This window comes from Vibrio scophthalmi LMG 19158 (assembly GCF_000222585.1).
Classification (GTDB): domain Bacteria; phylum Pseudomonadota; class Gammaproteobacteria; order Enterobacterales; family Vibrionaceae; genus Vibrio; species Vibrio scophthalmi.
The window spans coordinates 165,951-192,485 of record NZ_AFWE01000073.1; the positions used below are offsets into that span (position 1 = coordinate 165,951).

General features: G+C 46.2%; 21 protein-coding genes. 19 read left to right on the forward strand and 2 right to left on the reverse strand.

Features of this window, described 5'->3' with window-relative positions; genetic code table 11:
* The first annotated feature begins 57 nt into the window (after positions 1-57).
* The 12 genes from mltA to RH88_RS06150 all read left to right on the forward strand — a co-directional run bounded on the left by mltA (position 58) and on the right by RH88_RS06150 (position 12,713).
* A complete protein-coding gene (gene mltA / locus RH88_RS06095; protein ID WP_005594206.1) occupies positions 58-1,158 on the forward strand; it encodes a murein transglycosylase A in 1,101 nt (366 codons plus the stop codon).
* 103 nt (positions 1,159-1,261) lie between these two features.
* Positions 1,262-2,071 (forward strand): tRNA cyclic N6-threonylcarbamoyladenosine(37) synthase TcdA, encoded by an 810-nt coding sequence (tcdA, locus tag RH88_RS06100; protein ID WP_005594207.1) that lies wholly within the window; start codon positions 1,262-1,264, stop codon positions 2,069-2,071.
* A gap of 10 nt (positions 2,072-2,081) precedes the next feature.
* Complete coding sequence (gene csdE / locus RH88_RS06105) at positions 2,082-2,525, forward strand: cysteine desulfurase sulfur acceptor subunit CsdE (protein ID WP_005594209.1); 444 nt, start codon at positions 2,082-2,084, stop codon at positions 2,523-2,525.
* A gap of 133 nt (positions 2,526-2,658) precedes the next feature.
* Positions 2,659-3,783 carry a dual-specificity RNA methyltransferase RlmN gene (gene rlmN / locus RH88_RS06110; protein WP_005594211.1) on the forward strand — a complete coding sequence of 375 codons (1,125 nt, stop codon included), beginning with the start codon at positions 2,659-2,661 and terminating at the stop codon, positions 3,781-3,783.
* A 432-nt stretch (positions 3,784-4,215) separates the two neighbouring features.
* On the forward strand, positions 4,216-5,172 hold the full coding sequence (rodZ, locus tag RH88_RS06115; RefSeq protein WP_005594213.1) for a cytoskeleton protein RodZ: 957 nt from the start codon (positions 4,216-4,218) through the stop codon (positions 5,170-5,172).
* An 8-nt stretch (positions 5,173-5,180) separates the two neighbouring features.
* Positions 5,181-6,299 (forward strand): flavodoxin-dependent (E)-4-hydroxy-3-methylbut-2-enyl-diphosphate synthase, encoded by a 1,119-nt coding sequence (gene ispG, locus RH88_RS06120; protein ID WP_005594214.1) that lies wholly within the window; start codon positions 5,181-5,183, stop codon positions 6,297-6,299.
* A gap of 35 nt (positions 6,300-6,334) precedes the next feature.
* A complete protein-coding gene (gene hisS, locus RH88_RS06125) occupies positions 6,335-7,603 on the forward strand; it encodes a histidine--tRNA ligase (RefSeq protein ID WP_005594216.1) in 1,269 nt (422 codons plus the stop codon).
* Between the two features lie 104 nt (positions 7,604-7,707).
* Positions 7,708-8,322 (forward strand): YfgM family protein, encoded by a 615-nt coding sequence (locus RH88_RS06130; protein ID WP_005594217.1) that lies wholly within the window; start codon positions 7,708-7,710, stop codon positions 8,320-8,322.
* 11 nt (positions 8,323-8,333) lie between these two features.
* Complete coding sequence (gene bamB / locus RH88_RS06135; RefSeq protein ID WP_005594219.1) at positions 8,334-9,494, forward strand: outer membrane protein assembly factor BamB; 1,161 nt, start codon at positions 8,334-8,336, stop codon at positions 9,492-9,494.
* Between the two features lie 186 nt (positions 9,495-9,680).
* Positions 9,681-11,174 carry a ribosome biogenesis GTPase Der gene (gene der, locus RH88_RS06140; protein ID WP_005594220.1) on the forward strand — a complete coding sequence of 498 codons (1,494 nt, stop codon included), beginning with the start codon at positions 9,681-9,683 and terminating at the stop codon, positions 11,172-11,174.
* 98 nt (positions 11,175-11,272) lie between these two features.
* Positions 11,273-12,178: an alanyl-tRNA editing protein gene (locus tag RH88_RS06145; RefSeq protein ID WP_005594221.1), complete on the forward strand. Its 906-nt coding sequence runs from the start codon at positions 11,273-11,275 to the stop codon at positions 12,176-12,178.
* Positions 12,179-12,482: 304 nt separating this feature from the next.
* The gene (locus RH88_RS06150; protein WP_005594222.1) at positions 12,483-12,713 is read left to right on the forward strand and encodes a zinc ribbon domain-containing protein; all 231 of its coding nucleotides are present in this window, start codon (positions 12,483-12,485) and stop codon (positions 12,711-12,713) included.
* 140 nt (positions 12,714-12,853) lie between these two features.
* Here RH88_RS06150 and xseA read toward each other — a convergent pair whose 3' ends face one another.
* Positions 12,854-14,185 carry an exodeoxyribonuclease VII large subunit gene (xseA, locus tag RH88_RS06155; protein WP_005594224.1) on the reverse strand — a complete coding sequence of 444 codons (1,332 nt, stop codon included), beginning with the start codon at positions 14,183-14,185 and terminating at the stop codon, positions 12,854-12,856.
* A gap of 233 nt (positions 14,186-14,418) precedes the next feature.
* On the opposite strand from xseA, the gene guaB reads away from it, so the two are divergent.
* The 4 genes from guaB to RH88_RS06175 all read left to right on the forward strand — a co-directional run bounded on the left by guaB (position 14,419) and on the right by RH88_RS06175 (position 20,132).
* A complete protein-coding gene (guaB, locus tag RH88_RS06160) occupies positions 14,419-15,882 on the forward strand; it encodes an IMP dehydrogenase (RefSeq protein ID WP_005594225.1) in 1,464 nt (487 codons plus the stop codon).
* 112 nt (positions 15,883-15,994) lie between these two features.
* A complete protein-coding gene (gene guaA / locus RH88_RS06165) occupies positions 15,995-17,548 on the forward strand; it encodes a glutamine-hydrolyzing GMP synthase (protein WP_005594227.1) in 1,554 nt (517 codons plus the stop codon).
* 177 nt (positions 17,549-17,725) lie between these two features.
* Positions 17,726-19,246 (forward strand): Na+/H+ antiporter NhaC family protein, encoded by a 1,521-nt coding sequence (locus tag RH88_RS06170; protein WP_005594230.1) that lies wholly within the window; start codon positions 17,726-17,728, stop codon positions 19,244-19,246.
* A gap of 289 nt (positions 19,247-19,535) precedes the next feature.
* Positions 19,536-20,132 carry an acetate uptake transporter gene (locus RH88_RS06175; RefSeq protein WP_005594232.1) on the forward strand — a complete coding sequence of 199 codons (597 nt, stop codon included), beginning with the start codon at positions 19,536-19,538 and terminating at the stop codon, positions 20,130-20,132.
* Positions 20,133-20,248: 116 nt separating this feature from the next.
* Here the strand turns inward: RH88_RS06175 and RH88_RS06180 are convergent, their stop codons facing one another.
* The gene (locus tag RH88_RS06180; protein ID WP_005594233.1) at positions 20,249-21,796 is read right to left on the reverse strand and encodes an alanine/glycine:cation symporter family protein; all 1,548 of its coding nucleotides are present in this window, start codon (positions 21,794-21,796) and stop codon (positions 20,249-20,251) included.
* Between the two features lie 480 nt (positions 21,797-22,276).
* On the opposite strand from RH88_RS06180, the gene RH88_RS06185 reads away from it, so the two are divergent.
* The 3 genes from RH88_RS06185 (at position 22,277) to RH88_RS06195 (ending at position 26,362) form a co-directional block, all read left to right on the forward strand.
* Positions 22,277-23,545: an O-acetylhomoserine aminocarboxypropyltransferase/cysteine synthase family protein gene (locus RH88_RS06185; protein ID WP_005594235.1), complete on the forward strand. Its 1,269-nt coding sequence runs from the start codon at positions 22,277-22,279 to the stop codon at positions 23,543-23,545.
* 132 nt (positions 23,546-23,677) lie between these two features.
* Entirely contained in the window at positions 23,678-24,607 is a 930-nt protein-coding gene (locus RH88_RS06190; RefSeq protein WP_005594236.1) for a DUF808 domain-containing protein, read from the forward strand.
* A gap of 243 nt (positions 24,608-24,850) precedes the next feature.
* Positions 24,851-26,362 carry a PTS transporter subunit EIIC gene (locus tag RH88_RS06195; RefSeq protein WP_005594238.1) on the forward strand — a complete coding sequence of 504 codons (1,512 nt, stop codon included), beginning with the start codon at positions 24,851-24,853 and terminating at the stop codon, positions 26,360-26,362.
* Positions 26,363-26,535: the final 173 nt, after the last annotated feature.

Consider the following 26,535-nt stretch of genomic DNA (forward strand, 5'->3'; position numbering starts at 1 on the left):
TCAGCTAGTAAGAGTTTGTCATGCTCAGGACTTGGCGTTAATGGACTCTTATTCGTAATGAAAAAATACCTTTTCTTGGCAACGGCCTCGTTGCTATTTGGCTGCGCTCAGCCAACCGAACTTGCTCAGCAATACCGCGATGGCGAATTTAAAACCACGCTTAATCGCGTTGATTCAGTGCAGTCAAACAGTAGCCGTGATTTTACTGAATTTCATAAGCAAGCGGAGCAAGTAGTCGAAAAATCACCGTCAATGGCCAAGATTTATCAACCGCTGTATGAAAAGCTCAATGAGTGGGTATTAGAAAGTGGTAACCCGAATGAGTTGGCCAATTTTGATATTCAAACCGCGCAATTAGGCGGTGGTGATAAAAAGGGCAACGTGCTGTTTACCGGTTACTTTTCACCAGTGATGGAACTGCGCCATCAAGCGAATGAACAATTCAAATTCCCTGTTTATGCCAAACCAGCCTGTGCCGCTGATTGCCCAACTCGTGCGGAAATTAACGCCGGTGCGCTCGATGGTCAGGGGTTAGAGCTTGGCTATGCCGCTAACCGAATCGACCCATTCTTAATGGAAGTACAAGGCAGTGGCTTTGTTCACTTTGAAGACGACGACTCATTGGAATACTTCGCGTATGGTGGCAAAAACAACAAAGCTTACGTCAGTATTGGCCGTGTTCTCATTGAGCGCGGCGAAGTATCGCGTGAAAAAATGTCGATGAAAGCGATCAAAGATTGGGTGCTTGCCAATGATGAAGCGACCGTACGTGAACTGTTAGAGCAAAACCCATCGTATGTCTTTTTTGCTCCGCGAGCAGATGCTCCAGTAACGGGGTCGGCCGGTATTCCACTACTACCAATGGCGTCGGTAGCGGGTGACCGCTCTATTTTGCCAATGGGTACGCCGCTGCTGGCTGAAGTACCACTGTTAAATGCTGATGGAACTTGGAGTGGGGCACACCAACTTCGTTTGCTCATCGTATTAGACACCGGTGGTGCGGTGAAACAAAACCATCTTGATTTGTACCATGGTATGGGGGCTCGTGCTGGCACAGAAGCGGGTCATTACAAACACTTTGGTCGTGTTTGGAAGTTGGGTTTAGAAGGTTCTGCAACCCAAGCACCTTGGGCGATGCCGCCTGAGAAACTAAACTAATCAATACCTATTAGCGTCATTTCGGACGACTATAGACATTTCAATAAAGAGTGCGTATAAAACGCACTCTTTGTTTTTGTAACCGATTTACAGGCTTTGCGTTATGCGTGAATTAGACACTCCAGCTTCAGATAACTACAACCAGCGTTTTGGTGGTACTCGTCGTTTATATGGCAACAGCGAAGTGGAGATCCTCCGAGCTGCACACGTGTGTGTGATTGGTATTGGTGGTGTTGGTTCGTGGGCTGTAGAAGCCTTAGCGCGCAGTGGTGTGGGTGAGTTGACACTGATTGATATGGACGACGTGTGCGTGACCAATATCAACCGTCAAATCCATGCGATGAGTGGTACGGTAGGACAAAGCAAAATTGAAGTGATGGCTGAACGCGTTAAGTTGATCAACCCAGAGTGTAAGATCAACCTTATCGATGATTTCATTACCCCGGATAATCAGCATGAGTACCTCACGAAAGAGTACGACTATGTGCTGGATGCAATTGATAGTGTTAAAGCGAAAGCGTCACTGTTGGCTTACTGCCGTAGCAATAAAATCAAGGTCATCACCACGGGTGGTGCGGGTGGTCAAACCGATCCGACGCAAATCAAAATTGCCGATTTAACCAAAACTATCCAAGATCCGTTGGCGAAAAAAATCAAAGACACCTTGCGTCGTCATCATAATTTTCCGAAGAATCCGCAGCGTAAATTCAACATCGACTGCGTATTTTCAACCGAACAGCTGAAATACCCACAAGCCGACGGCTCAGTGTGTGGTGTGAAAGCGACCGCGGAAGGGCCAAAACGTATGGATTGCGCTAGCGGCTTTGGCGCGGCGACGGTGGTGACTGCGACATTCGGCTTTGTTGCCGTGTCACGCATTATTGAAAAACTGATCCAGAAACACGCGAAGTAGGAGAGTGGTTATGTCATCGTTTCCTTCATGCCCTTTTGGCAATAGTTCCACTGCTGAGAACATCACGGCGGAGCAAATTGCACAAGTGATGCAGAACTTTCGTGGTTGGGAAGATCGTTATCGTCAGGTGATTCAGTGGGGCAAAAAGCTACCAGTGATGCCAGAAGAGCTAAAATCAGAGCAAGTCACCGTCTCAGGTTGTGAAAGCCAAGTTTGGCTGGTGAGCGAGCAAGTTGATGGCGTATGGTACTTTTGTGCCGATTCAGATGCCCGCATTGTACGCGGCCTGATTGCCTTAGTGTTAGCGGCATTTAATGGCAAAAACAGTGCTCAAATTCAAGCGTTTGATATTGATGCTTACTTCGACCAATTGGGTTTAATTGCCCACCTAAGCCCATCTCGCGGCAATGGCTTAAAGGCTATTGTTGAACAGATAAAACAATCGGCCGGTTAATCCGGCTGGTTAAAGTTTAATCACTGCTATTTTAATGCCTTAGCAAAAACAGACGCTTGTCACACTTGTTGTCACTGGCTAAAGGCTGTAAAATCCGCGCCCTAAATAATTGTTCCGTTGCTTGAGAGACACCATGACCTCTGAAAAAATCAACCTGCTCGATTTCGATCGCCAAGGATTGCGTACATTCTTTGCTGAAGAATTAAATGAAAAAGCATTCCGCGCCGAACAGGTGATGAAGTGGATCTACCATTTTGGTGTTGACGATTTCGACAACATGAACAACATCAACAAAGTATTACGTGAGAAACTAAAACAACGCTGCGAAATTAAAGCACCGGTTGTTTCAGAAGCTCAACACTCATCGGATGGCACCATTAAATGGGCAATGCGCGTGGGTGATCAAGACGTTGAAACCGTATACATCCCTGAAGATGACCGCGCAACACTATGTGTTTCTTCTCAGGTAGGTTGTGCACTGGAATGTAAATTCTGTTCAACTGCTCAGCAAGGCTTTAACCGCAACCTGAAAGTATCGGAAATCATCGGTCAGGTATGGCGTGCTGCGCGTGAAATCGGTCTGCAAAAAGAAACGGGTCGCCGTCCAATTACCAACGTGGTAATGATGGGTATGGGTGAGCCGCTACTGAACATGAAAAACTTGATTCCAGCACTGGAAATCATGTTGGACGATCTTGGTTTTGGTTTGTCTAAGCGTCGCGTTACGGTATCAACATCAGGTGTTGTATCGGGTCTTGACCAAATGACCGGCAAAATTGACGTGGCACTTGCGATCTCACTACACGCGCCAAACGATAAGCTACGTAGCGAAATCATGCCAATCAATGACCGTTGGGATATTCAAGAGTTTCTCGCGTCAGTACGTCGTTATATCGCATCATCAAATGCCAACCGTGGCCGAGTGACGGTAGAGTATGTTTTGCTTGACCATATTAACGATGGTACTGAACATGCCCATGAACTGGCAGAGTTGATGAAGGATACACCTTGTAAGATCAACCTGATTCCGTTTAACCCGTACCCAGGTTCGCCATACAAAAAGCCAAGCAACTCACGCATCGACCGTTTCCAAAAAACCTTGATGCAATACGAGCACACCGTGACGACTCGTAAAACCCGTGGCGATGATATTGATGCCGCATGTGGTCAGCTAGTGGGTGACGTTATCGACCGTACAAAACGTACTGCGATAGCAAAAGCCGCGAAAGGCGAAAGTATCGACATCAAAGCGCTATAATTGAGTCAAATTTGAAAAAGCCAGAGCATCGCTCTGGCTTTTTTGTTTTCTGAAAAAAGGAAAATAATCTACGTAAGGCGATATTTGTCGAAGTTTGTTACCTTTTTAGTCACTTAGAATGTCAATTTTTAGAAAAACCTTGAGCTTGCTGTAATTTATCTATCTTAGTTGTGTTGTTTCATGCCTGATATCTATTAGAATTAACAGTCATACTCATAGCCGCATTGCCTGTTGAATGAGTTTGTTCATTTACCCAAATGCGGTTGAGGGCAAGAAGACGAGATTTACCGACATAGTGACTGAACTATCTTGCTAAAAAGATGCCTTAAATCGGTAGATATATAAACGAATTAAATGACATTGGGTACCACTCACCACTAACGAAAAATAATAAAAATGGTGCACCCAACGTAAACCAGAGAAATTGATAATATGAACACGGATCAACCAACCCCAGTTACAGACGACAATGTAGATACCATCCTAGTAGAAGCGGGCACCATTCTTAAACAGAAACGTGAAGAGCTAGGCCTATCAAAGAAGCAAGTCGCTGACCGTTTGCGTTTGCGTCTTACGCTTATCGAACAAATTGAAAGTAACCAGTTTGAGGCGGATCAAGTCGCCACTTTCACGCGTGGTTACTTACGCTCTTACGCCAAAATTGTTGGCATCGATGAAGCGGTCGTGTTAGCCGCTCTCGACGAGCGAATGGGCACTCAGCCACAAGAACAAACCATGAAAAGTTTCTCGCGTAAGACTAATCGTGAAAAACATGACAGCCGTATCATGGCACTCACTTGGGGTATCTTGGCGGTCATCGTTGCCATCTCTTCAGTTTGGTGGTGGCAGAATCAACAAAAAGATGTGGTTGAGATAGCAGTTGAAGAGCAACCGGCGGTGGTGGCACCAGCGCCAGGAGTCAGCATGCAATCGGTGACCGAAGCGGAAAACGCATTAACGGCAGAAGAACAAGCACCACAGGTCGATGAGTTAGAGCCAGCAACAGATGAGCTTGCGACCTCAACGATTGAAAACTCAGCAGAGGCAGCGAACGACGCAGGCGATACAACCACTGATTCAGAGGCGAAGGTCGAAGATGAAGCTACCGCAACTGAAAGCGCCAACGAAACAACGACTCCTGTGGCTGTGAACGCAAACCTTATGCAAATGAACTTTAGCGATGATTGCTGGGTTCAAGTGAAAGATGCTGCGGGCAAAACATTGACGTCAGGCATCAAAAAAGCCGGACAAACATTAGAAGTTGAAGGTAAGAAGCCTTATAAAGTTATTTTAGGCGCACCGGAAAACGTTTCTATCACATTAGCGAGTGAACCTGTCGACCTTTCTGGGTATACTGCAGGCAAAGTAGCAAGATTCACCTTACCTTAGACACGATTATGCAATACGAATCCCCTATCAAACGTCGCCCATCGACTCGAATTTACGTGGGCGATGTGCCTATTGGTGACGGCGCGCCGATTGCGGTGCAATCAATGACGAACACCAGAACAACAGACGTGGAAGCGACTGTTGCACAAATTCGAGCGTTGGAAAATGTCGGTGCGGATATCGTACGCGTTTCAGTCCCGACGATGGATGCTGCTGAAGCATTCAAATTGATCAAACAGCAAGTGAATGTACCGTTAGTGGCGGATATTCACTTTGATTACCGTATTGCCTTAAAAGTGGCAGAGTACGGGGTTGACTGTTTACGTATCAACCCGGGCAATATCGGCAACGAAGAGCGTATTCGCGCGGTAGTTGATTGCGCTCGTGATAAAAATATCCCAATTCGCATCGGTGTTAACGGTGGTTCACTGGAAAAAGAAATCCAGATGAAGTATCGCGAGCCAACACCGGAAGCTTTGGTTGAATCTGCCATGCGTCATGTTGATATCCTTGATCGTCTTAACTTCGACCAATTCAAAGTTAGCGTGAAAGCATCAGACGTCTTCCTTGCCGTCGATTCATATCGTTTGCTAGCGAAGCAGATTGATCAACCGCTGCACTTAGGTATTACAGAAGCTGGTGGTGCTCGAGCGGGTGCGGTTAAGTCATCCGTTGGTCTCGGTATGCTGTTGGCAGAAGGCATCGGTGATACGTTACGCATCTCTTTGGCAGCAAACCCAGTTGAAGAGATCAAAGTGGGCTTCGATATTTTGAAATCACTGCGCATTCGCTCACGTGGTATCAACTTTATTGCTTGTCCAAGCTGTTCACGTCAAGAATTTGATGTGATTAATACAGTGAACGCGCTTGAAGAGCGCTTAGAAGACATTATTACGCCAATGGACGTTTCGATCATTGGTTGTGTGGTGAACGGTCCGGGTGAAGCGGAAGTTTCTCATCTTGGTCTAGCGGGCAGCAGCAACAAAAGTGCCTTCTATGAAGATGGTAAGCGCCAGAAAGAGCGTCTTGATAACCAAGACCTCGTGGCCACTTTGGAAGCGAAGATCCGCGCCAAAGCCGCACTTATGGACGAGAGCAACCGCATCAACATTAAAGTACAAGATTAAATCTCAACGAAGTAATACAAATTACGGTAATTATTGTGGCAAAAACTATTCAAGCAATCCGAGGCATGAACGACTGCCTTCCAACTCAATCACCACTGTGGCAAAAACTTGAAAACACAGTGAAAAACGTAGTTAGCGCATACGGTTATAACGAAGTGCGCATGCCAATCGTTGAAGAGACAAACCTATTCAGCCGCGCGGTTGGTGAAGAGACAGACGTCGTTTCAAAAGAAATGTACACCTTTGATGATCGTAACGGCGATAGCCTAACACTTCGTCCTGAAGGTACTGCGGGTTGTGTACGTGCATGTATTCAAAACAGCCTGATCAACCGTGACGAACAGCGTCTGTGGTACATGGGGCCTATGTTCCGCCATGAGCGTCCACAGAAAGGTCGTTACCGTCAATTCCACCAGTGTGGTGTTGAGGTGTTTGGCCTAAATGGTCCAGATGTTGATGCTGAACTTATTATGATGACAGCACGTCTATGGCGTGATCTGGGTATCAATGAACATGTTCGTCTTGAGCTTAACTCTATCGGTTCTCAAGAAGATCGCGCAGTGTACCGTACTGCATTGGTGGCGTTCCTTGAGCAACACATCGACGTGCTCGACGAAGATTGTAAGCGTCGCATGCACACGAACCCACTGCGTGTTCTGGATACGAAGAACCCTGATGTTCAGGCTATTTTAGGTGATGCGCCTCGTCTTTCTGAGTACTTAGGCGAAGAATCTAAAGCTCACTTTGCAGGTCTATGTGAACTTCTTGATGCTGCGGGTATCGAATACAAAGTTAACGAGCGTTTAGTTCGTGGCCTTGATTACTACAACCGCACAGTATTCGAATGGATCACTGAGAGCTTAGGTTCTCAAGGCACCGTTTGTGGTGGTGGTCGTTACGATGGCCTTGTTGAACAACTAGGCGGAAAAGCAACCCCAGCAGTTGGCTTTGCTATGGGTCTTGAGCGTCTAGTATTGATGCTTGAAACACTCGAGCTGACTGATGTACGTCGCAGTGTAGATGTCTACATGGTTACCGCTGGTGAAGGTACTATGATGGCGGGTATGAAGCTGTCTGAACAGCTACGCGGACAAGTACCAGGCCTACGTGTAATGAACCACTTTGGTGGTGGCAACTTTAAGAAGCAGTTTAAACGTGCAGATAAAGTGGGTGCGATTGTTGCACTTGTGCTAGGTGAAAATGAAGTAGCAGACAACACAGTGGTATTGAAAGACTTGGTTGGCGGCACACAAGAAACTTACACCCAAGCAGAAGTTATCACTAAATTGGCTGATTTAATCTAAGCAAATTTATATTCAACAAAGTGGCGATCAACGTCGCCATTTTTAAATGTTAATGTCGCGCGTCTCCTATTGATGGCATTGGCATAAGTTTAAGAGGACAGGAAGTGGAACTCTACGATACCGAAGAACAACAAGTTGAAGCGATCAAAGATTGGTGGAAAGAGAACGGCAAAGCCGTGATCTTTGGCGCGGTTATTGGCCTAGGTGGTTTGTTTGGCTGGCGCTATTACCAAGATACAACTTTAGCGGCTCAAGAAGCGGCTTCTGAAAGCTACACTAAAGCAATGGAAAGCTTAGCGGCGAGCGGCGCTCAAGCTGAAACACAAGTACAAACCTTTATTGAAGCGAACGGCAAAACAGAATACAGCATTCTTGCCGCGCTTCAGTTAGCGAAAGTACAAGTGGAAGCGAACCAATTGGATGAGGCGATCACCCAACTACAATGGGCAAAAGACGCAACTCAAGACCAAGCACTACTTGCGGTTATTAACTTCCGTCTTGCACGTTTACAAGCAGAGCAAGGTGATTTTGATAGCGCAATTGCTCAACTAGCAAACATCACGGATGCTGGTTGGACTGGTCGTGTTGAAGAACTAAAAGGCGACATCTTACTGCGCAAAGGCGACAAAGAAGCTGCGTATGCTGCGTACACCGAAGCTCAACAAGCAGGTGATGCAACAGAAGTGCTGAAAATGAAATTGGATGATCTCGCCAAGTAAGGGCTTTTTGGATGAAGAAAATGCTGAACAAGGCATTAACTGCCGTTGCGATTGTCGGTGTGCTAGCCGGTTGTGCGAGTGAAGAAGACACCATCATCATGGCACCAGTGCCGCAAGTTGATAGTGAGTTTACGCCAACCTCAGTGTGGAGCGCTTCAGTAGGAGATGGTGTTGACCAATACTTCTCGAAACTCTCTCCTGAATTTGCTTATGGCAAAGTGTTTGTTGCGAGTCGTGATGGTGTGGTTAAAGCACTCAATCCTGAAAGTGGCGAAACATTATGGCAAGCTGAGCTAGAAGAGGATGTGCCTGCACGTCTTTCTGGTGGCATTACCGCGGCTTACGACAAACTGTTTATCGGCAGTGAAAATGGCGAAGTGATTGCGCTTAACCAAGAGACCGGCGAGCTTATTTGGCGCGTCAGTGTTCAAGGTGAAGTGTTAGCAGCGCCAGTCACGGATGAAAACTTAGTCCTTGTTCATACCAGCGAAGGCTTTTTGCTGGCGCTGAACCAAGTTACTGGTGAGCAACAATGGGCCATCGGCACCGAAGTGCCTAACCTAACGCTACGTGGTAATAGTACTCCTGTGACCGTTTCTGGTGGCGTATTCTGGGGTACCGCCAATGGTCGCCTTGCGGCGGCAATTGTTCAACGTGGTCAGCTGATTTGGCAACAACCGATTGGTACGCCAAAAGGGGCGACAGAAATCGATCGCATCGTTGATGTTGATGCCTCTCCAGTGGTACTTGGCAGCACCCTATATATTGTTGGTTACAATGGCCAGCTAACGGCGATTGATTTGCGCTCAGGCCAACCGGCCTGGAAACGCAGTTACTCATCGGCGACGGATTTGACCAGCGATGGTCGTAGTTTGTTCGTAGTGACCGATAAAGACCATATTGTTGCTGTTGATGCACGCAGCGGTACGGAGTTATGGAGCAATAAGCAGCTTGAACACCGCTTAGTGACCGCTCCAGAGATTATTGATAACTACCTCGTAGTTGGCGACAGTGAAGGCTACCTTTACTGGCTTGACCGCTCAACAGGTGAGTTTGTTGCACAACAAGAAGTGGACAGCAGCGGCTTTGCTGTACCGCCAGTGCAATTGGATGATGGTTACGTAATTATCACTCGCGATGGCGATGTAAAGAAACTAACGATCAGTCAATAATTTCGTGATATAATTCACATTCGGCTCCTTTCTGGTGACAGATAGGGGCCGTTTTGTTCATATAAAACAAGTGTTTAATCCTGAAATTGTGGTTATAGGTAACTATTTGGTAATGAACTTGGCAATAAGCAAAGTTGCCAGTCGTTACCTATAACTACATAAGAAAAGAATATTGTAGAGGTTGTTATGGTTCCTGTTGTTGCTCTGGTAGGGCGTCCTAACGTAGGTAAGTCTACGTTGTTTAACCGCTTAACTCGCACGCGTGATGCGCTTGTTGCGGACTTCCCTGGCTTAACTCGTGACCGTAAATATGGCCAAGCGAAGCTTGGTGAGCATGATTTTATCGTGATCGATACCGGCGGTATTGATGGCTCGGAAGAAGGTGTAGAAACCAAAATGGCACAACAGTCGTTAGCCGCGATTGATGAAGCCGACGTGGTGCTATTCCTTGTTGATGGTCGCGCGGGCTTAACGCCAGCTGACCAAGCAATTGCAGCGCATTTACGTAAGATTGAAAAACCAGCGATGCTGGTAGTAAACAAAGTTGATGGTATCGACCCTGATGCAGCAAGCGCCGATTTCTGGCAGCTTGGCATGGGTGACATGTACCAAATCGCAGCGGCTCATGGTCGTGGCGTTGGTCAGCTAATTGACCTTGCTTTGAATCCATTCGCTGAAAAAATGATCGAAGATCAAAAAGGCGAAGGTGAAATCGAAGACCTAACTGACTTCATCGACGAAGACGAAGAGAAGCTAGATTACACAGAAGAAGAAGCAGAAGAAGAATTCAAGCGTCTACAAGATCAGCCAATCAAAATGGCAATCATCGGTCGTCCAAACGTAGGTAAATCAACACTAACTAACCGTATTCTTGGTGAAGAACGTGTGGTTGTGTATGACATGCCTGGTACTACTCGTGACTCTATCTACATCCCAATGGAGCGTGATGGTCGTGAATACGTATTGATCGATACTGCAGGTATTCGTCGTCGCAAAAACATCAATGAGACGGTTGAGAAGTTCTCAGTTGTTAAAACATTGAAAGCGATTGAAGATGCCAACGTTGTACTATTGGTTATCGACGCGCGTGAAAACATTTCAGATCAAGATCTAAGCCTACTAGGCTTTGCGCTAAACTCTGGTCGTTCAATCGTACTTGCAGTAAACAAGTGGGATGGTCTAAACAACGACGTGAAAGAGCAAGTGAAGAAAGAGCTTGATCGCCGTTTAGGTTTCGTTGACTTTGCTCGTATCCACTTCATCTCTGCATTGCATGGCACGGGTGTGGGTCACTTGTTTGAATCAGTACAAGAAGCATACAACTCGGCAACGACACGTGTAGGTACTTCTGTTCTGACGCGTATCATGAAAAACGCAACCGATGATCACCAACCACCAATGGTACGTGGTCGCCGTGTGAAACTGAAATACGCGCACGCGGGTGGTTACAACCCACCAATCATCGTTATTCACGGTAACCAAGTGAAAGAACTGCCTGATTCATACAAGCGTTTCTTGATGAACTACTACCGTAAATCGCTAGAGATCATGGGTACACCGATCCGTATTCAGTTCCAGAACAGTGAAAACCCGTTCGAAGGCAAAACAACTAAGATGACACTATCTCAAGAGCGTAACCGTAAACGCATGATGAGCATGGTTAAGAATCGTAAAAAATAACGCTCGTTTGATCGTTTAAATAGAAAAGCGCCTACAATAGAGGCGCTTTTTTTATATCTGCACATTTTGTTTGCAACTCAGTTAGGACGTTTAATGTAATGACCGTATCAGTAGTGACCCCTGTAACCGCAACCATGACACAATTTTGCCACCAAACATGGCAGTTAGACGCGACAGTTCAACTTGTTGAACGCGAGGATCAGCGTCTGTATCTCGTTACCGATCAAACCCCATTTCATCCAGTTAGCCATATTTGGCCTGATCACCCTGCCGATCGTGGTTTTATCACTATTGGATCGCAACAAATAACGATCGTCGATTGTCTTGTTGGAGCGGTAGAGCTGAGCAGCGGCCAGTTGTGTGTTGATAAGGCTATTACCGTAAAACGTAATGAACCGGGCTGGGTGTTTGTGGTTGTGCATTGTTTAGACGATAGCGACGAATACACACTCAATGTTGATGACAAAGTGACCTTGGTAGTCGATAAAGCTTACCAGCAGTCTTTGAGCCGCGGTCACAGCGCGGGACATTTAGCATTCTTAGCACTCAACAAAGTGCTTTCGACTCAAGGTTATTGGCGTAAAGAGGCAGACCGTAAAGATCCGCACGGCTACAACGATTTCAATAGCTACGCGCAAGAAACCAGTTTTGTCACACCGGATCGATGCCTCGATAGCTACCGCCTAGGTAAGACATTACGTAAGCGTGGCTTGAATAGTGCAGAGATGGTAGAACAACTAAAATCCATAGAAGAACTTGTTAATCAACAAGTTAGAGATTGGATTGGATTATCATCTGCCGTTGAAATGATCTGCGATGGGCAAAACTTAACGGACTCTCGCTACTGGCAGTGTGATCTTGGCGAAACCAATAAAGCCACAATGCCTTGCGGTGGAAGTCACATTAGTAGCCTAACCGATCTGGGAAGCATGCAAGTCACGTTACGAGAAACACAGCCAAATTACATTGAAATGCAGACCGATGTCATTAGAGTGAACAAATAACCACCATGCTTTTATAATATTCTAAAAACGTTAATTTTAAAAGCTTGAGTGGAATTTTATATTGCCTGAAATGCAAATACAGAATATGTAACTTATGCTTTCGGTGTGTGGTTATATAAATGTTCTTTTTGGGGTTGATCGCTGATCAACTTGGATTTAGCCGATGATCTTATAAAGATCATCGTGACCGAATTCGTGCTCTTTGGTCAACGAGAAGCCAGTAATAGTGTGATGTGACGAAGATCAAAGCCGACTCTACGCACTCGATCCACAATACGATCAGTATTAACAAGGAAGCAGTATCATGAACGAAAATCATTGCCCACAATGCGACAACGAGCTGCAATGGCAAGGTCACTACCATTGCATGCAGTGCGATGTGGATTTTAAAAAAGTAGCATTTTGTCCTGACTGTGACAGCCAGTTAGAGAAACTGCAGGCGTGTGGGGCGGCGAACTATTTTTGCCACAGTGAGAGTTGCAACGAACTTAAATCAAAGTCACGCGTTCGTTTTGAGTTTCAAAAGCAGGCGTAGAAAAGAAGTTAACGGCGTAAGCAGAGAACAGTTTGAGCTGATTTAGTCGCCGCTGACAAAGTTGTCGCGGCATGATTGAAATCAGTAACTAAATTTGGCTTCGATTAGCCAGTAGGGTCAAGCATCGATTTAGATAGAGACTAATTTACGGTAGAACGAACTTCGCCATTAGCCAAACGGGTGACCAGAGTGTCGCCCGTTTTTACATCGGTAGTAGATTGAACCACTTGGCCTTGCGCGTCTTGAGTGATTGAATAGCCACGCTTTAAGGTTGCGAGAGGGCTGACAGTATCAAGCTTCTCGGCAGCAATAGCGAGTTGATGACGGGTATTAAGCAGTCTTCTATCCATAGCATCCAACAACTTCTGTTCGACACGAGCGAGCGTTGCTTGTTGTAAGCTTAAGCGTTTCGCTGGTGAATGCAGTTGCAAGCGATGTAATTGTCGTTCCACTTTCTGCTGATGCAGAGCCGTGAATCGTTGCATTGCGCGTTGTAAACGGCCATCAAGCTCATCAAGCTGTTGGCTTTGACGTTGCAATTGCTGGCTAGGGTGTTGCCTTTCAAGACGATGCTGAAGACGGTTAACTTGCTGCTTTTGTTGCGACAGATAGTAGCGCCATGCACCAAACAGCTTTTGCTCACGTCCGGCGATGCCTTGTGCTTTGTGGCTATTATCACGGCTAACCAATTCAGCAGCAGCTGAAGGGGTCGGGGCACGCATATCGGCGACAAAGTCTGCGATCGTTACATCGATCTCATGACCAACGGCACTGATGATCGGGATCTGACTCGCCGCGATCGTACGGGCAACGATTTCATTGTTAAAGCACCACAGATCTTCTAATGAGCCGCCACCACGACCCACGATCAAGACATCACACTCGTTACGGGCATTAGCACGGCCAATCGCTTGGGCGATCTGAATCGCCGCTTCTTCGCCTTGTACCATGGTTGGGTAAATCACCACGGGTAGAGAAGGGTCACGACGCTTTAATACATCTAAGATGTCGAATAGGGCTGCGCCTGTTTTCGAGGTGATAACGCCAACGCACTTAGGGTGCTCAGGTAAGATTTGCTTGCTGGTTTGGGCAAACAATCCTTCACTGGCCAACTTCATCTTCAGTTCTTCAAATTGTTGTTGTAAGCGACCGTCACCTTCAGGCTGCATGCTTTCGATGATTAATTGATAATCACCACGCGGTTCATACAGAGAGAGACGAGCTTTAACTAAAACTTGATTGCCGTTAGTAGGCTTGAAACTGACATGACGATTGTTGCCACGGAACATGGCGCATTTTACTTGGGCGCGGGAATCTTTAAGTGTGAGATACCAGTGGCCAGAGACAGGTGCAGAGAAGTTGGAAATCTCGCCAACTAACCAGACAATCCCCATTTCATTTTCGAGTAATAAGCGAACTTCGGCATTTAGACGAGAAACAGTGAAGATGTTTTGATTGGTCAGAGATGACACAGCTAAATTCCGTGGGCGTGGGTATGGAAGTTAGCGGCAATATAATACATAGCAAGGGGGTAAATGCAAGAAAAAAATTAAAAAAATTAGTGGTCAAGCGTATGCGTTAACCGTATAATCCCACCGCAATATCTAATCCAAATGCAACGAGTCACCCTGACGAATTGCCCTCATTATGCGAAACGATGAGACTGGATTGTTTTTTTTACTCCTCTAATTGTGAGATATTGCAAATGCTAAGAATTGCCAAAGAAGCGCTGACATTCGATGACGTACTACTCGTGCCAGCTCACTCCACTGTTCTCCCAAACACAGCTGATCTTCGCACTCAGCTAACGAAAAACATTTCTCTGAACATCCCAATGATTTCTGCGTCTATGGACACAGTAACAGAAGCTCGCCTAGCGATTGCCCTAGCGCAAGAAGGCGGTATTGGTTTTATTCACAAGAACATGTCTATCGAGCAACAAGCTGAGATGGTTCACCAAGTGAAAATCTTCGAAGCGGGCGTTGTTACTCACCCTGTAACGGTACACCCAGATGCAACAATTGCTGATGTGGTTGAATTAACAAGAAAACACGGTTTTGCCGGTTTCCCTGTTGTTACTGAGAGCAACGAGCTTGTTGGTATCATCACTGGTCGTGATGTGCGCTTTGTTACTGACTTAAGTAAGAAAGTAAATGTAGTAATGACACCGAAAGAGCGTCTAGCTTCTGTTAAAGAAGGTGCATCTCGTGAAGAAGTTCAAGAGAAAATGCACAGCGCTCGTGTTGAAAAAGTATTGGTCGTGAACGACGAGTTCCAACTGACCGGTATGATCACCGCAAAAGACTTCCACAAAGCAGAAACTAAGCCGAATGCATGTAAAGATGCGCAAGGTCGTCTACGTGTAGGTGCTGCAGTTGGCGCAGGCGCAGGTAACGAAGAGCGTGTTCAAGCACTAGTTGAAGCGGGTGTTGACGTTCTACTTATCGACTCATCTCATGGTCACTCAGAAGGTGTTCTAAATCGTATCCGCGAAACTCGCGCTGCATTCCCAGATCTAGACATCATCGGCGGTAACGTTGCAACAGGTGCTGGTGCTAAAGCACTGATTGAAGCGGGTGTAAGCGCAGTGAAAGTGGGCATTGGCCCAGGTTCAATCTGTACTACTCGTATCGTAACGGGCGTCGGTGTTCCTCAAGTTACCGCTATTGCTGATGCAGCAGAAGTGGCAAATGAATACGGCATCCCAGTTATCGCTGATGGCGGCATCCGTTTCTCTGGTGATATCTGTAAAGCAATCGCAGCGGGCGCATCATGTGTAATGGTTGGCTCAATGTTCGCAGGTACTGAAGAAGCACCAGGTGAAGTTATTCTTTACAACGGTCGTTCATACAAATCTTACCGCGGCATGGGTTCACTAGGCGCGATGTCACAAGGTTCTTCAGATCGTTACTTCCAATCTGATAACGCAGCAGACAAGCTAGTTCCAGAAGGTATCGAAGGTCGTATCGCATACAAAGGTCACTTGAAAGAGATCGTTCACCAACAAATGGGTGGTCTACGTTCAAGCATGGGTCTAACTGGCTCAGCAACGATCGAAGCAATGCGTACTAAAGCAGAATTTGTTCGTATCTCAGGTGCAGGTATGGCTGAATCTCACGTACACGATGTTCAGATCACTAAGGAAGCGCCAAACTACCGTCGAGGTTAATTCTTTCGATAGAATTTATCTTACGTAAACGTTTGCTTTTTCCTTGAAGCATTAATGTGAGGCGGGTAAACTCGCCTCCGTTGTAATAACTCAGCTTATAAGACTGCCCAAAATGACAAAAAATATTCATGACCAACGTATTCTGATTCTGGACTTCGGTTCTCAGTACACTCAGCTAGTAGCGCGCCGTGTTCGTGAGATCGGTGTTTACTGTGAGCTATGGAGCTGGGATGTAGAAGAAGCGGATATTCGTGAATTCAATCCAGATGGCATCATCCTATCTGGTGGCCCTGAGAGTGTGACTGAAGCAAACTCTCCACGAGCTCCTCAATATGTATTCGACTCTGGTGTTCCTGTATTTGGTGTATGTTACGGCATGCAGACCATGGCTGAACAACTTGGCGGTAAAGTAGCAGGTTCTACTGAGCGCGAATTTGGTTACGCTGCAGTACAAGTGACGGGCGAATCAGCACTGTTCGCTGGCCTTGAAGCGACACAAGATGTTTGGATGAGCCACGGTGACAAAGTTATCGAGATCCCATCTGACTTCACCAAGATCGCACAGACAGATACTTGTCCTTATGCTGCGATGGCAAACGAAGAGAAGAAATACTACGGCGTTCAGTTCCACCCAGAAGTAACGCACACTAAAAACGGCCTTAAGATGCTAGAAAACTTCGTACTAAATGTATGTGGTTGTGAGCGTCTATGGACTTCTGAATCAATCATTGAAGACGCGGTTGCTCGTATTAAAGAGCAAGTGGGTGACGATGAAGTGATTCTTGGTCTATCTGGCGGTGTTGACTCTTCTGTTGTGGCAATGCTTGCGCACCGCGCAATCGGCGACAAGCTAACGTGTGTATTCGTTGATAACGGTCTACTACGTTTAAATGAAGGCCAACAAGTGATGGAGATGTTTGGTGATCAGTTTGGTCTAAACATCATTAAAGTTGACGCAGAAGAGCGTTTCCTTAAAGCACTTGAAGGTGTGTCAGAGCCAGAAGCAAAACGTAAGATCATCGGTCACGTTTTCGTTGATATCTTTGATGAAGAGTCGAAGAAACTGACCAATGCTAAATGGCTAGCACAGGGTACGATCTACCCAGACGTTATCGAATCAGCGGCGTCTAAGACAGGCAAAGCACACGTGATCAAATCTCACCATAACGTAGGCGGTTTGCCAGACGATATGGAAATGGGCTTGGTTGAGCCACTACGTGAGCTATTTAAAGATGAAGTGCGTAAGATCGGTCTAGAGCTAGGCTTACCTTACAACATGCTTTACCGCCATCCATTCCCAGGACCAGGCCTTGGTGTTCGTGTTCTTGGTGAAGTGAAAAAAGAGTACTGTGACTTGCTACGTCGTGCTGATGCTATCTTCATTGAAGAGCTTCACGCAGCGGATCTTTACAACAAAGTATCGCAAGCATTTACGGTATTTCTACCAGTACGCTCTGTAGGCGTAATGGGTGATGGGCGTAAATACGATTGGGTTGTATCGCTACGTGCGGTAGAAACCATCGACTTTATGACGGCTCATTGGGCGCACCTACCATACGACTTCTTAGGTAAGGTTTCTAACCGTATCATCAACGAAGTAGACGGTATTTCACGCGTGGTTTACGACATTTCAGGTAAGCCACCAGCGACGATCGAGTGGGAATAATTTCCGCTTAATTGACCAAGTTAAGAACCAGCCTTAGGGCTGGTTTTTTTCGTCTTAATCTCCTCATTCTCGATAATTCAAACCAATATAAACTTTTGTATTAGAACTGATATACAACACATTAAGTTGCATGTATATTCGATTTTTATGACTAATTATTCTTGATTGGATTTTGCTATGGAACAGCCGGGAATCATCTCTCTTCTACCAATTATCGTTACTCTGGTGCTGGCATTAACCACCCGCAATGTCGTTTTAGGACTGTTTGCAGGTGTGATTAGTGGCGTGGCAATGTTGGAAGGTACTTTCGTAAAAACGGGCTTGCTCGACTCTTTTGGTGCCTTGATGAAGAGTTACCTTCTTCCTCAATTGACCGACAGCTATAACGCCGGCGTGATATTGCTACTGGTCTTTATTGGTGGCTTTGTCGCCTTGATGGAAAAATCAGGGGGTGGTGTTGCCTTTGCCGAGCGCGTGACTAAATTAGTGGCCAACAAGTGCCAAGCTCAGCTTTCTGCATGGTTAGGCGGCATTGTTATCTTCTTTTCTGACCTAGGTACACCGCTTATTGTTGGCCCGGTATTCAGACCACTGTTTGATAAGCTTAAAATATCGCGTCAGAAGCTCGCGTTTATTATCGATTCAACCTCTTCTCCTGTCGCCATCCTCGTGCCGTTTATCGGTTGGGGGGTATATATCATGGGATTGATTCAAAAAGAGTTTACTCAGTTAAGTGTCGGCATGAGTGATTGGGATGCCTTTATCGGGGCGATTCCGTATCAATTTTATGCCTTTTTAGCGATTGCGATCATTCCAATTATTTCCATTTTTAAGCTCGATTTTGGTCCTATGGCCCAAGCAGAAAAGCAAGCGGAGCAAGGCATTATTAGCCAACCGATTGAGCAAGAACAACATCAGGCTTTTACGCATAAAAATGCAAAGTCATCTTTTGTTTGGGCGCCGCTGATGGTGATGTTAGTGGTATTATGCTCAATGCTTATTCCACAAGGTTTTCCATTTCAAAAAGTCGCGGGTTCCACCTTTAGAGCAGCACTGTCTACCGCTTACCTTTTTGCCGCTTTTACGCTTATTAGCTTAATGGCCTTTTATAGTGTGAGAAAAATCGCTGATAGCATCCAAATCTATTTGAAAGGGATGTCAGGAATGATGTCTGTCGCAGTCATCTTGATCTTGGCTTGGTCCCTTAGCTCTGTCGGTAAAGAGCTGGGTGCTGCCGCGTACATTGCTGAGCAAGCACAAGCAGGATTCCCTCACTGGTTATTGCCTTCCATTGCCTTCTTGCTTGCGGCGATTATTTCTTTTGCTACCGGCTCATCATGGGGCACCTTTGCGATTATGATGCCGCTGGTTATTCCAACGGCGGTAGCCATTGATGCGCCGCTATTGGTTTGTATTGGTGCGGTACTTTCTGGTGGTCTATTTGGTGATCACTGCTCACCGATTTCAGAAACAACGATTTTGTCATCGACAGGGGCGGCTTGTGAGCAATATGAGCACTTTAGAACACAGCTTCCTTATGCGCTCGTGAATGGTGCAATAGCCCTTGTCGGCTTTCTGTTTGCTGGTATTACCGAATCACCATTGACGCTCGTATTGGCGCTGATGGTGCAATTGGCTCTCTATTTCTTGTTGACCAAAACAGCGGTAGGGCAAAAGCTGTATCAAGCCCGTGCTTAAACGTTTTCAAACCGATCAACTGGCGAATAACGCTTTTCGCCAGTTACATTTCAACTTGAGAGAATGCTAGATATTCAAAATGGCGCTTTTGGGGTTTGGGGTGATTAAAAAATCCGCAATTATGTTGTTTAATACTGCAATCTAGTGGTAAGTGTTGGAATAGTTAGAGTATTCGTCTAATTGCTTATTTGTGTAATCTAAGTTTTCAATCCTCGCTTCTTGTGTTTAATTGGGTGTACCTTAAAATTCGCGCGTAATTTTTATAAACATTTTTGAAAGGTACGCGCCAATGTCAACTAAACTGGCTAACCCAGCCCCACTAGGCCTAATGGGTTTCGGTATGACAACTATCCTGCTTAACATCCATAACGCAGGCTTTTTTCCAATCGATTCAATGATCCTAGCAATGGGTATCTTCTACGGTGGCCTTGGCCAAGTTCTTGTTGGTATGATGTGCTTTAAGCGTGGCGACACCTTTGGTACCACTGCTTTCACTTCTTACGGTCTTTTCTGGCTGACTCTTGTGGGTATTCTTGTAATGCCTAACATGGGCCTTGCTCCAAGCCCAGCAAGCTTCATGGGTTGGTACCTAGCACTTTGGGGTATCTTCACTGGCTTCATGTTTATCGGTTCTCTTTGCTACCCAGTGGCAAAACAAGTGGTATTCGGCTCTCTAACGATCCTATTCTTCCTACTTGCAGCACGTGATTTCACTGGTAGCTCACTGATCGGCACTATCGCTGGTATCGAAGGTATCTTCTGTGGCGCTAGCGCAATCTACTTCGCAATGGCACAAGTGCTAAACAACGAATTCGGTCGCGTAGTACTGCCAGTTGGTGAAAAGCGTATCAAGCCAATCGTTGCTGCTGAGCAGGTAGCTGCTTAATCGCGCTATTGTTCTACAACGATAAAAGAAAAGGGTTAGCCAATGGCTAACCCTTTTTTGTACCAATCAGATAAGCGTGAGTAGCTTATGGCGATTGGAACATACACCGCTTTTTCTTATTGTGGTGAGGTCTGTGAGACGACCTCGGTCTTATCTTCGTCGATCGGGTTATGCCCTGTTTTACGACGATAGCGCTCTTCCCAATAATGAGCACCTTTGATGCCCAATTTTAACGGGTTGAACGTATATTCTGTTACGCCTTGCTTCTGCTGTTCTTCATAATCTTTCAGCGCCTTTAGCGCGGGCTTAGAGAGGAAGAAGATAATCAAAATACCGACGATATTGAGCCATGCCATCAGGCCGACCCCAACATCACCCATCGCCCAGGCTAGATTGGCCGTTTTTACCGTACCGTAGAATACCGATGCGATGATCACCAGCTTGAGGATGAACATCAGACCGCTCACTTTGAAAGTGCGACGGATGTAGGCAATATTGGTTTCAGCAATGTAGTAGTAAGCCAGAACGGTGGTAAACGAGAAGAAGAACAGCGCTAAAGCAATAAACGGTTTGCCGATCCCCGGTAGCGCGCTTTCAATCGCCATTTGGGTAAAGACTGGGCCATTGGCACTAATATCGGCTGCAAGGTGCTGTACTAGGAATGCGCCTTCGCCCGCGCCATGAACGTTATATGCGCCAGTGATTAGAATCATAAACGCAGTGGCTGAACAAACTAATAATGTATCTATATAGATTGAGAAAGCTTGCACTAAACCTTGTTGAGCTGGGTGCTCCACGTTTGCCGCTGCGGCTGCATGAGGGCCAGTACCTTGGCCCGCTTCATTAGAGTACACCCCACGTTTTACCCCCCAACCAATTGCGGCACCAAAGCCTGCCATTGGTGTAAAGGCATCGCCAACGATCATTGAGAAGATGCGTGGCACTTCGCTGATGTTCAGCAGAATAATCACAAAGGCGGTGATGATGTAAGCCAGCGCCATAAAAGGCACAACAACCTGAGTGAAGTGAGCAATACGTTTTACGCCACCAAAGATAATGAAGGCTAAAATGATCGAGATAACCGTGCCGGTAAAGATTTTGGCAAAACTAAAGGTGCCGACAGCAGTTTCAATCATCTCACCACTACCAAACGCCGCTTCAACCGCATTACCAATGCTGTTTGACTGTACGCCAGGTAATAACACACCGCAGGCAAAAATCGTGGCAATCGCAAAGATCCATGCATACCAACGTTGTCCCATGGCTTTTTCGATGTAATAAGCAGGGCCACCACGGAACTCTCCGTTATCTTCTTCTTTATAGATTTGGGCAAGTGTCGATTCAGCGTAGGCTGTTGCTGCGCCAAAAAACGCCACCATCCACATCCAAAACACCGCACCAGGGCCACCAAAGCCAATGGCAGCGGCAACGCCAGCAATATTACCAGTACCTACACGGCCAGAAAGTGAAACCGCAAGCGCTTGGAAGGAGGAAATGCCTTTGTCAGAACTTTTACCGGAAAGAAGCAAGCGCCACATTTCAAAGAAATGACGTACTTGGACAAATCGCGTAGTGATTGAGTAAAACAAGCCGGCACCTAGGCATAAATAAATCAGTGCGGGGCTCCAAATGATTCCATTCAGAAAATCAACGAAAGACTGCATAAGTAGTTTCCCTGTTACTTATTGGTGTATTTACTTTATTTATCGTGTCGACAAATATTAACCTTTATGTAAGTTATTTGTTAAATAAAACCTACTTTAATTGTGATGTACGTGATATAGAGCACAAGAAACCATGTCGTTATTACTTTTTGGCATTTAAACGTAAGTAAGCTGGGATTATTGATGGGATCGTTGGTTAACGAGCTTGTTGCTAGATGAAAAGTAGGGGAGTTTAGCGAGATCGGGCTAGTGTACTTCGCTGGAAACGGCAGTCATCATCAGTGATTCGTTTCATAGACGAAACCAAAGAGCAGACAAAAATCAGCTTTTGGCTTTAATTTCACCGACTCGCCTCAAATCTCTTAGCGTTGTTGCTTTATTCGCCAACTGGAAAGGCGCATTATCATTTTATAGTGAGTAAACAAACGGCGGGCGAGTTACTCAGCACGCGAAACAATCAATCAATATCATGGATGAGTTATGAAAGACGAAACACTAGCGATTCACTTTGGTTATGAAACCGAGCCGACCACCAAATCAGTCGCAACCCCGATTTATCAGACTGTCGCGTATGAATTTGATAGCGCGCAGCATGGCGCCGATCTGTTTAACCTTGAAGTCCCAGGTAACATCTATACCCGTATTATGAACCCGACGAATGACGTTTTAGAGAAACGCATAGCGGCATTAGAAGGGGGGATTGCCGGTTTAGTGGTGAGCGCGGGGAGCGCGGCAATCAACTATGCGATTTTAACCTTGGCTGAAGCGGGCGATAACATCGTTTCGACTCCGCAGCTGTATGGCGGTACTTACACCTTGTTTGCTCACATGCTACCAAAGCAAGGCATTGAAGTGCGTTTCGCCAAAGACGATAAACCAGAAAGTTTAGCGGAATTGATCGATGAAAATACCAAGGCGGTTTATTGCGAAAGCATTGGTAACCCAGCGGGTAATATTATCGATCTTGAACGCGTCGCCGCAGTGGCGCACGCGCAGGGTGTGCCTGTGATTGTCGATAACACCGTAGCTACGCCTGCTTTGTGCAAGCCGATTGAGTTTGGCGCTGACATCGTGGTGCACTCGCTCACCAAATATGTCGGTGGCCATGGTACGACATTAGGCGGTGCGATCATTGATGCAGGCACCTTTCCTTGGGCGGAGCACAAAGAACGTTTCCCGGTTATGAATCAACCTGAGCCTTCTTATCATGGCGTGGTGTATACAGAAGCATTTGGTCCTGCGGCATTTATTGGTCGGGCACGTACTGTACCACTGCGTAATACAGGCGCAGCACTATCACCAATGAATGCGTTTATGTTAATGCAAGGATTAGAAACCTTATCGTTGCGTATGGAGCGCCATACCGAGAATGCGTTGAAAGTCGCGCAATACTTACAGCAGCATGAAAAAGTCAGTTGGGTCAGTTACGCAGGTTTAGCGGACTCGCCATTTTACCCATTGGCAGAAAAGTACATGCAAGGCAAGCCGTCGGCGATTTTGTCGTTTGGTCTTAAAGATGGCTATGACGCTGGCGTGCGATTCTATGATGCGCTGCAAATCTTTAAGCGCTTGGTCAATATTGGTGACGCGAAATCACTTGCCTGCCATCCTGCTTCAACGACGCATCGCCAGATGAGCACCGAAGAGCAAGCCAAGGCGGGCGTCTACCCTGAAATGATTCGCCTATCGGTTGGCATTGAGCATATCGATGACATTCTTGATGATTTAGATCAGGCACTTAGAGCGTAATCGTTTTCCTAGTTGTTTTTGTATTTTTTTAGGCACCTTATGGGTGCCTTTATTTTTATTTACAGCAGTGATGAGAGTTTTTGGCCTATGATGATCTAAATACTATCCATGCTTAAAAATAAGGAAACAACAATGGCAGGATTAAGTTTATTGACCCTACTCGATGATATTGCCTCCGTGCTTGATGATGTCGCCTTGATGTCTAAAGTCGCGGCAAAGAAAACCGCCGGTGTGTTAGGGGATGATTTGGCGTTAAACGCACAGCAAGTTTCTGGCGTGCGTGCCGAGCGAGAAATTCCGGTGGTGTGGGGCGTAGCGAAAGGTTCTTTTCGCAATAAATTGATCCTTGTGCCAGCGGCGCTGCTGATAAGCTCCATCGCCCCGTGGTTGATTACGCCGCTGTTACTGATTGGTGGTTTGTTCTTGTGTTTTGAAGGGGCAGAGAAAGTGCATGAGAAGTTTTTCCATCATGCAAGCTCAACAGAACAAGCAGAGCATAAAGCGGAAATCGAACCCTCGGCCGAAGATCTTAGCGATTACGAGCAGAAGAAAATTAAAGGGGCGATTCGTACCGATTTTATCCTCTCGGCTGAGATTATTGTGATTGCGCTGGGCACAGTGCAAGGACATCCATTCCTAACTCAAGTATTGGTGATGAGTTTGATCGCTATCTTGATGACTATTGGCGTATACGGATTGGTGGCCGGTATCGTTAAAATGGATGACTTAGGCTTTTATCTGCAACGCAAAAGTGGTGGTCAGGGGGCATTAGGCGCTATCGGTGATGGGTTGGTGGCAATGGCACCCAAGCTAATGAAGATCTTAACCGTTGTCGGCACCATTGCGATGTTTTTAGTTGGGGGCGGCATCGTGGTGCACAGTTTGCCATTTGTACATCATGGCTTGGTCAGTGTGGTGAATGTATTGCCAGTGATCCCTTATGTCACGCCGACTTATTCGGTGATGGGTAACGGCATTATTGGCCTTGTGAGCGGGTTTATTATCCTCGCTATCATGACGTTTTACCATTCGCTACGCGGTGCAAAAAGCGGTGCGAAATAGAGAAAGGAAATAGAGAAGGGAATAAGAGCTGATATCGCATGAAGAGTAAAAAGATCATCATGATCCTAAAGCTCATAAATGATTGAATAGCTGATATTTTCATTTATTAAAAACGAATGTAAAACAATTCTGGTTTGTAAGAGGGAGCTTACAAACCACTCGCAATTTGCAACCTTAGACTGGCACTATCTCGATAGAATCGTTGTTGGAAAAGTACCTTACAACAACAGATGGACATGAATTATGATAGACAGTCTAAAAAGTGGTTTATCAAAGCTTTCCTTAATCGGTAAAGCGTTGATGTTACCTATCTCAATCCTACCTGCCGCAGGCCTATTGTTGGCTTTCGGCGCAAAACTCGACATGCCGCTGATGATGCGCGCTGGCGGGGTCATCTTTGATAACCTAGCACTGCTGTTCGCAGTTGGTGCGGCGGTGGGCTTAACCAAAGAATCCGGTATCGCAGCATTAGCAGCTATTGTTGGTATGGTGGTAATGAATGCGACTATGGGCGTTGCGCTGGGCATTACCCCAGAAATGGCGATGTCAGGTGGCCGTTACGCGATGGTGATGGGTATTCCTACCCTACAAACAGGCGTATTTGGTGGCTTGATCGCTGGTATTCTCGCCGCAACCATGTATCAGAAGTTCTTTGATACCAAACTGCCAGATTTCCTCGGTTTCTTCGCCGGTAAACGCTTCGTTCCTATTGTTACCGCTTTTGCTGCGTTTCTTATCGGCCTTGTTCTGCCTTATGTTTGGTCTTACATCCAATCGGGGATTGATGCACTGTCGCACATGGCAAACGGTGGCAACATGTACCTCTCTACCTTTATCTATGGCTTTATGGAGCGCGCTCTTATCCCGGTAGGCCTGCACCATATTTTCTATAGCCCTTACTGGTTCTCGTTTGGTGAATACACCACGGCGGCAGGTACCGTGGTTAATGGCGACCACACCATTTGGTTCAAAATGTTGGAAGATGGCGTGAAAGACTTTTCTACCGAGCAGTATGTGGATGCCGGTAAATTCCTTTCAGGCAACTTTGCTATCTACATGTTTGCTTTTCCAGCAGCATGTTTGGCGATGTACCACGAAGCCAAAGATAAGAACAAAAAAATCGCGGCGGGTATTTTGGGCTCGGCGGCGCTGACTTCATTTGTTACCGGTATTACTGAGCCAGTTGAGTTCGCCTTTATCTTTGTTGCGCCAGTGCTGTATATCTTCTCCGCTATCATGGCAGGGGTTTCTTATGCAGTGACCTATGCGTTAGATGTACACATTGGTAAAACCTTCTCTGCGGGTATTATCGATTTCATCTCATTCGGTGTATTGCCGGGTATGGATGGCTTTAAAACTAACTGGGTCAACGTGTTAATTTGGGGCCCATGCATGGCGGCTATTTATTACACCGTCTTCCGATTTGCGATCCGTAAATTCAATCTAAAAACCGTTGGTCGTGAAGATACAGAACGCAAAGAGATCACGTTAGAAAACGATGAACTGGCGGCGGAGATTACTAAGTTGCTGGGTGGTCGAGGCAACATCACAAGCGTTGGCGCCTGTATTACTCGTCTGCGTTTAGAAGTCAAAGATGTATCCATCATTGATGAAGAGGGCATTACGGCTCTGGGTGCAATGGGCGTGATTAAAGTGGGTAAGCATGGGGTACAAATTATCCTCGGTGCACGCGCTCAATTTGTGGCAGATTGCATGAATGGCGGTGCTAGTGGTCATCAGCCTGCGACCGCCTAATACCAATTGGGCCAAGTTAATGGGCAAAGGTGATGTGCAAAGGTGATGTGCCGTCCGTTGTAATTTGATCATTGCTTCCCTTTGAATGCTCCTCCCCCTTTTCAAACATCAAAAGGAAACAAGCAATGATAGAGAGTGCCAGCGATGGCGCTCTTTTTTTGTCTTCATTCCCT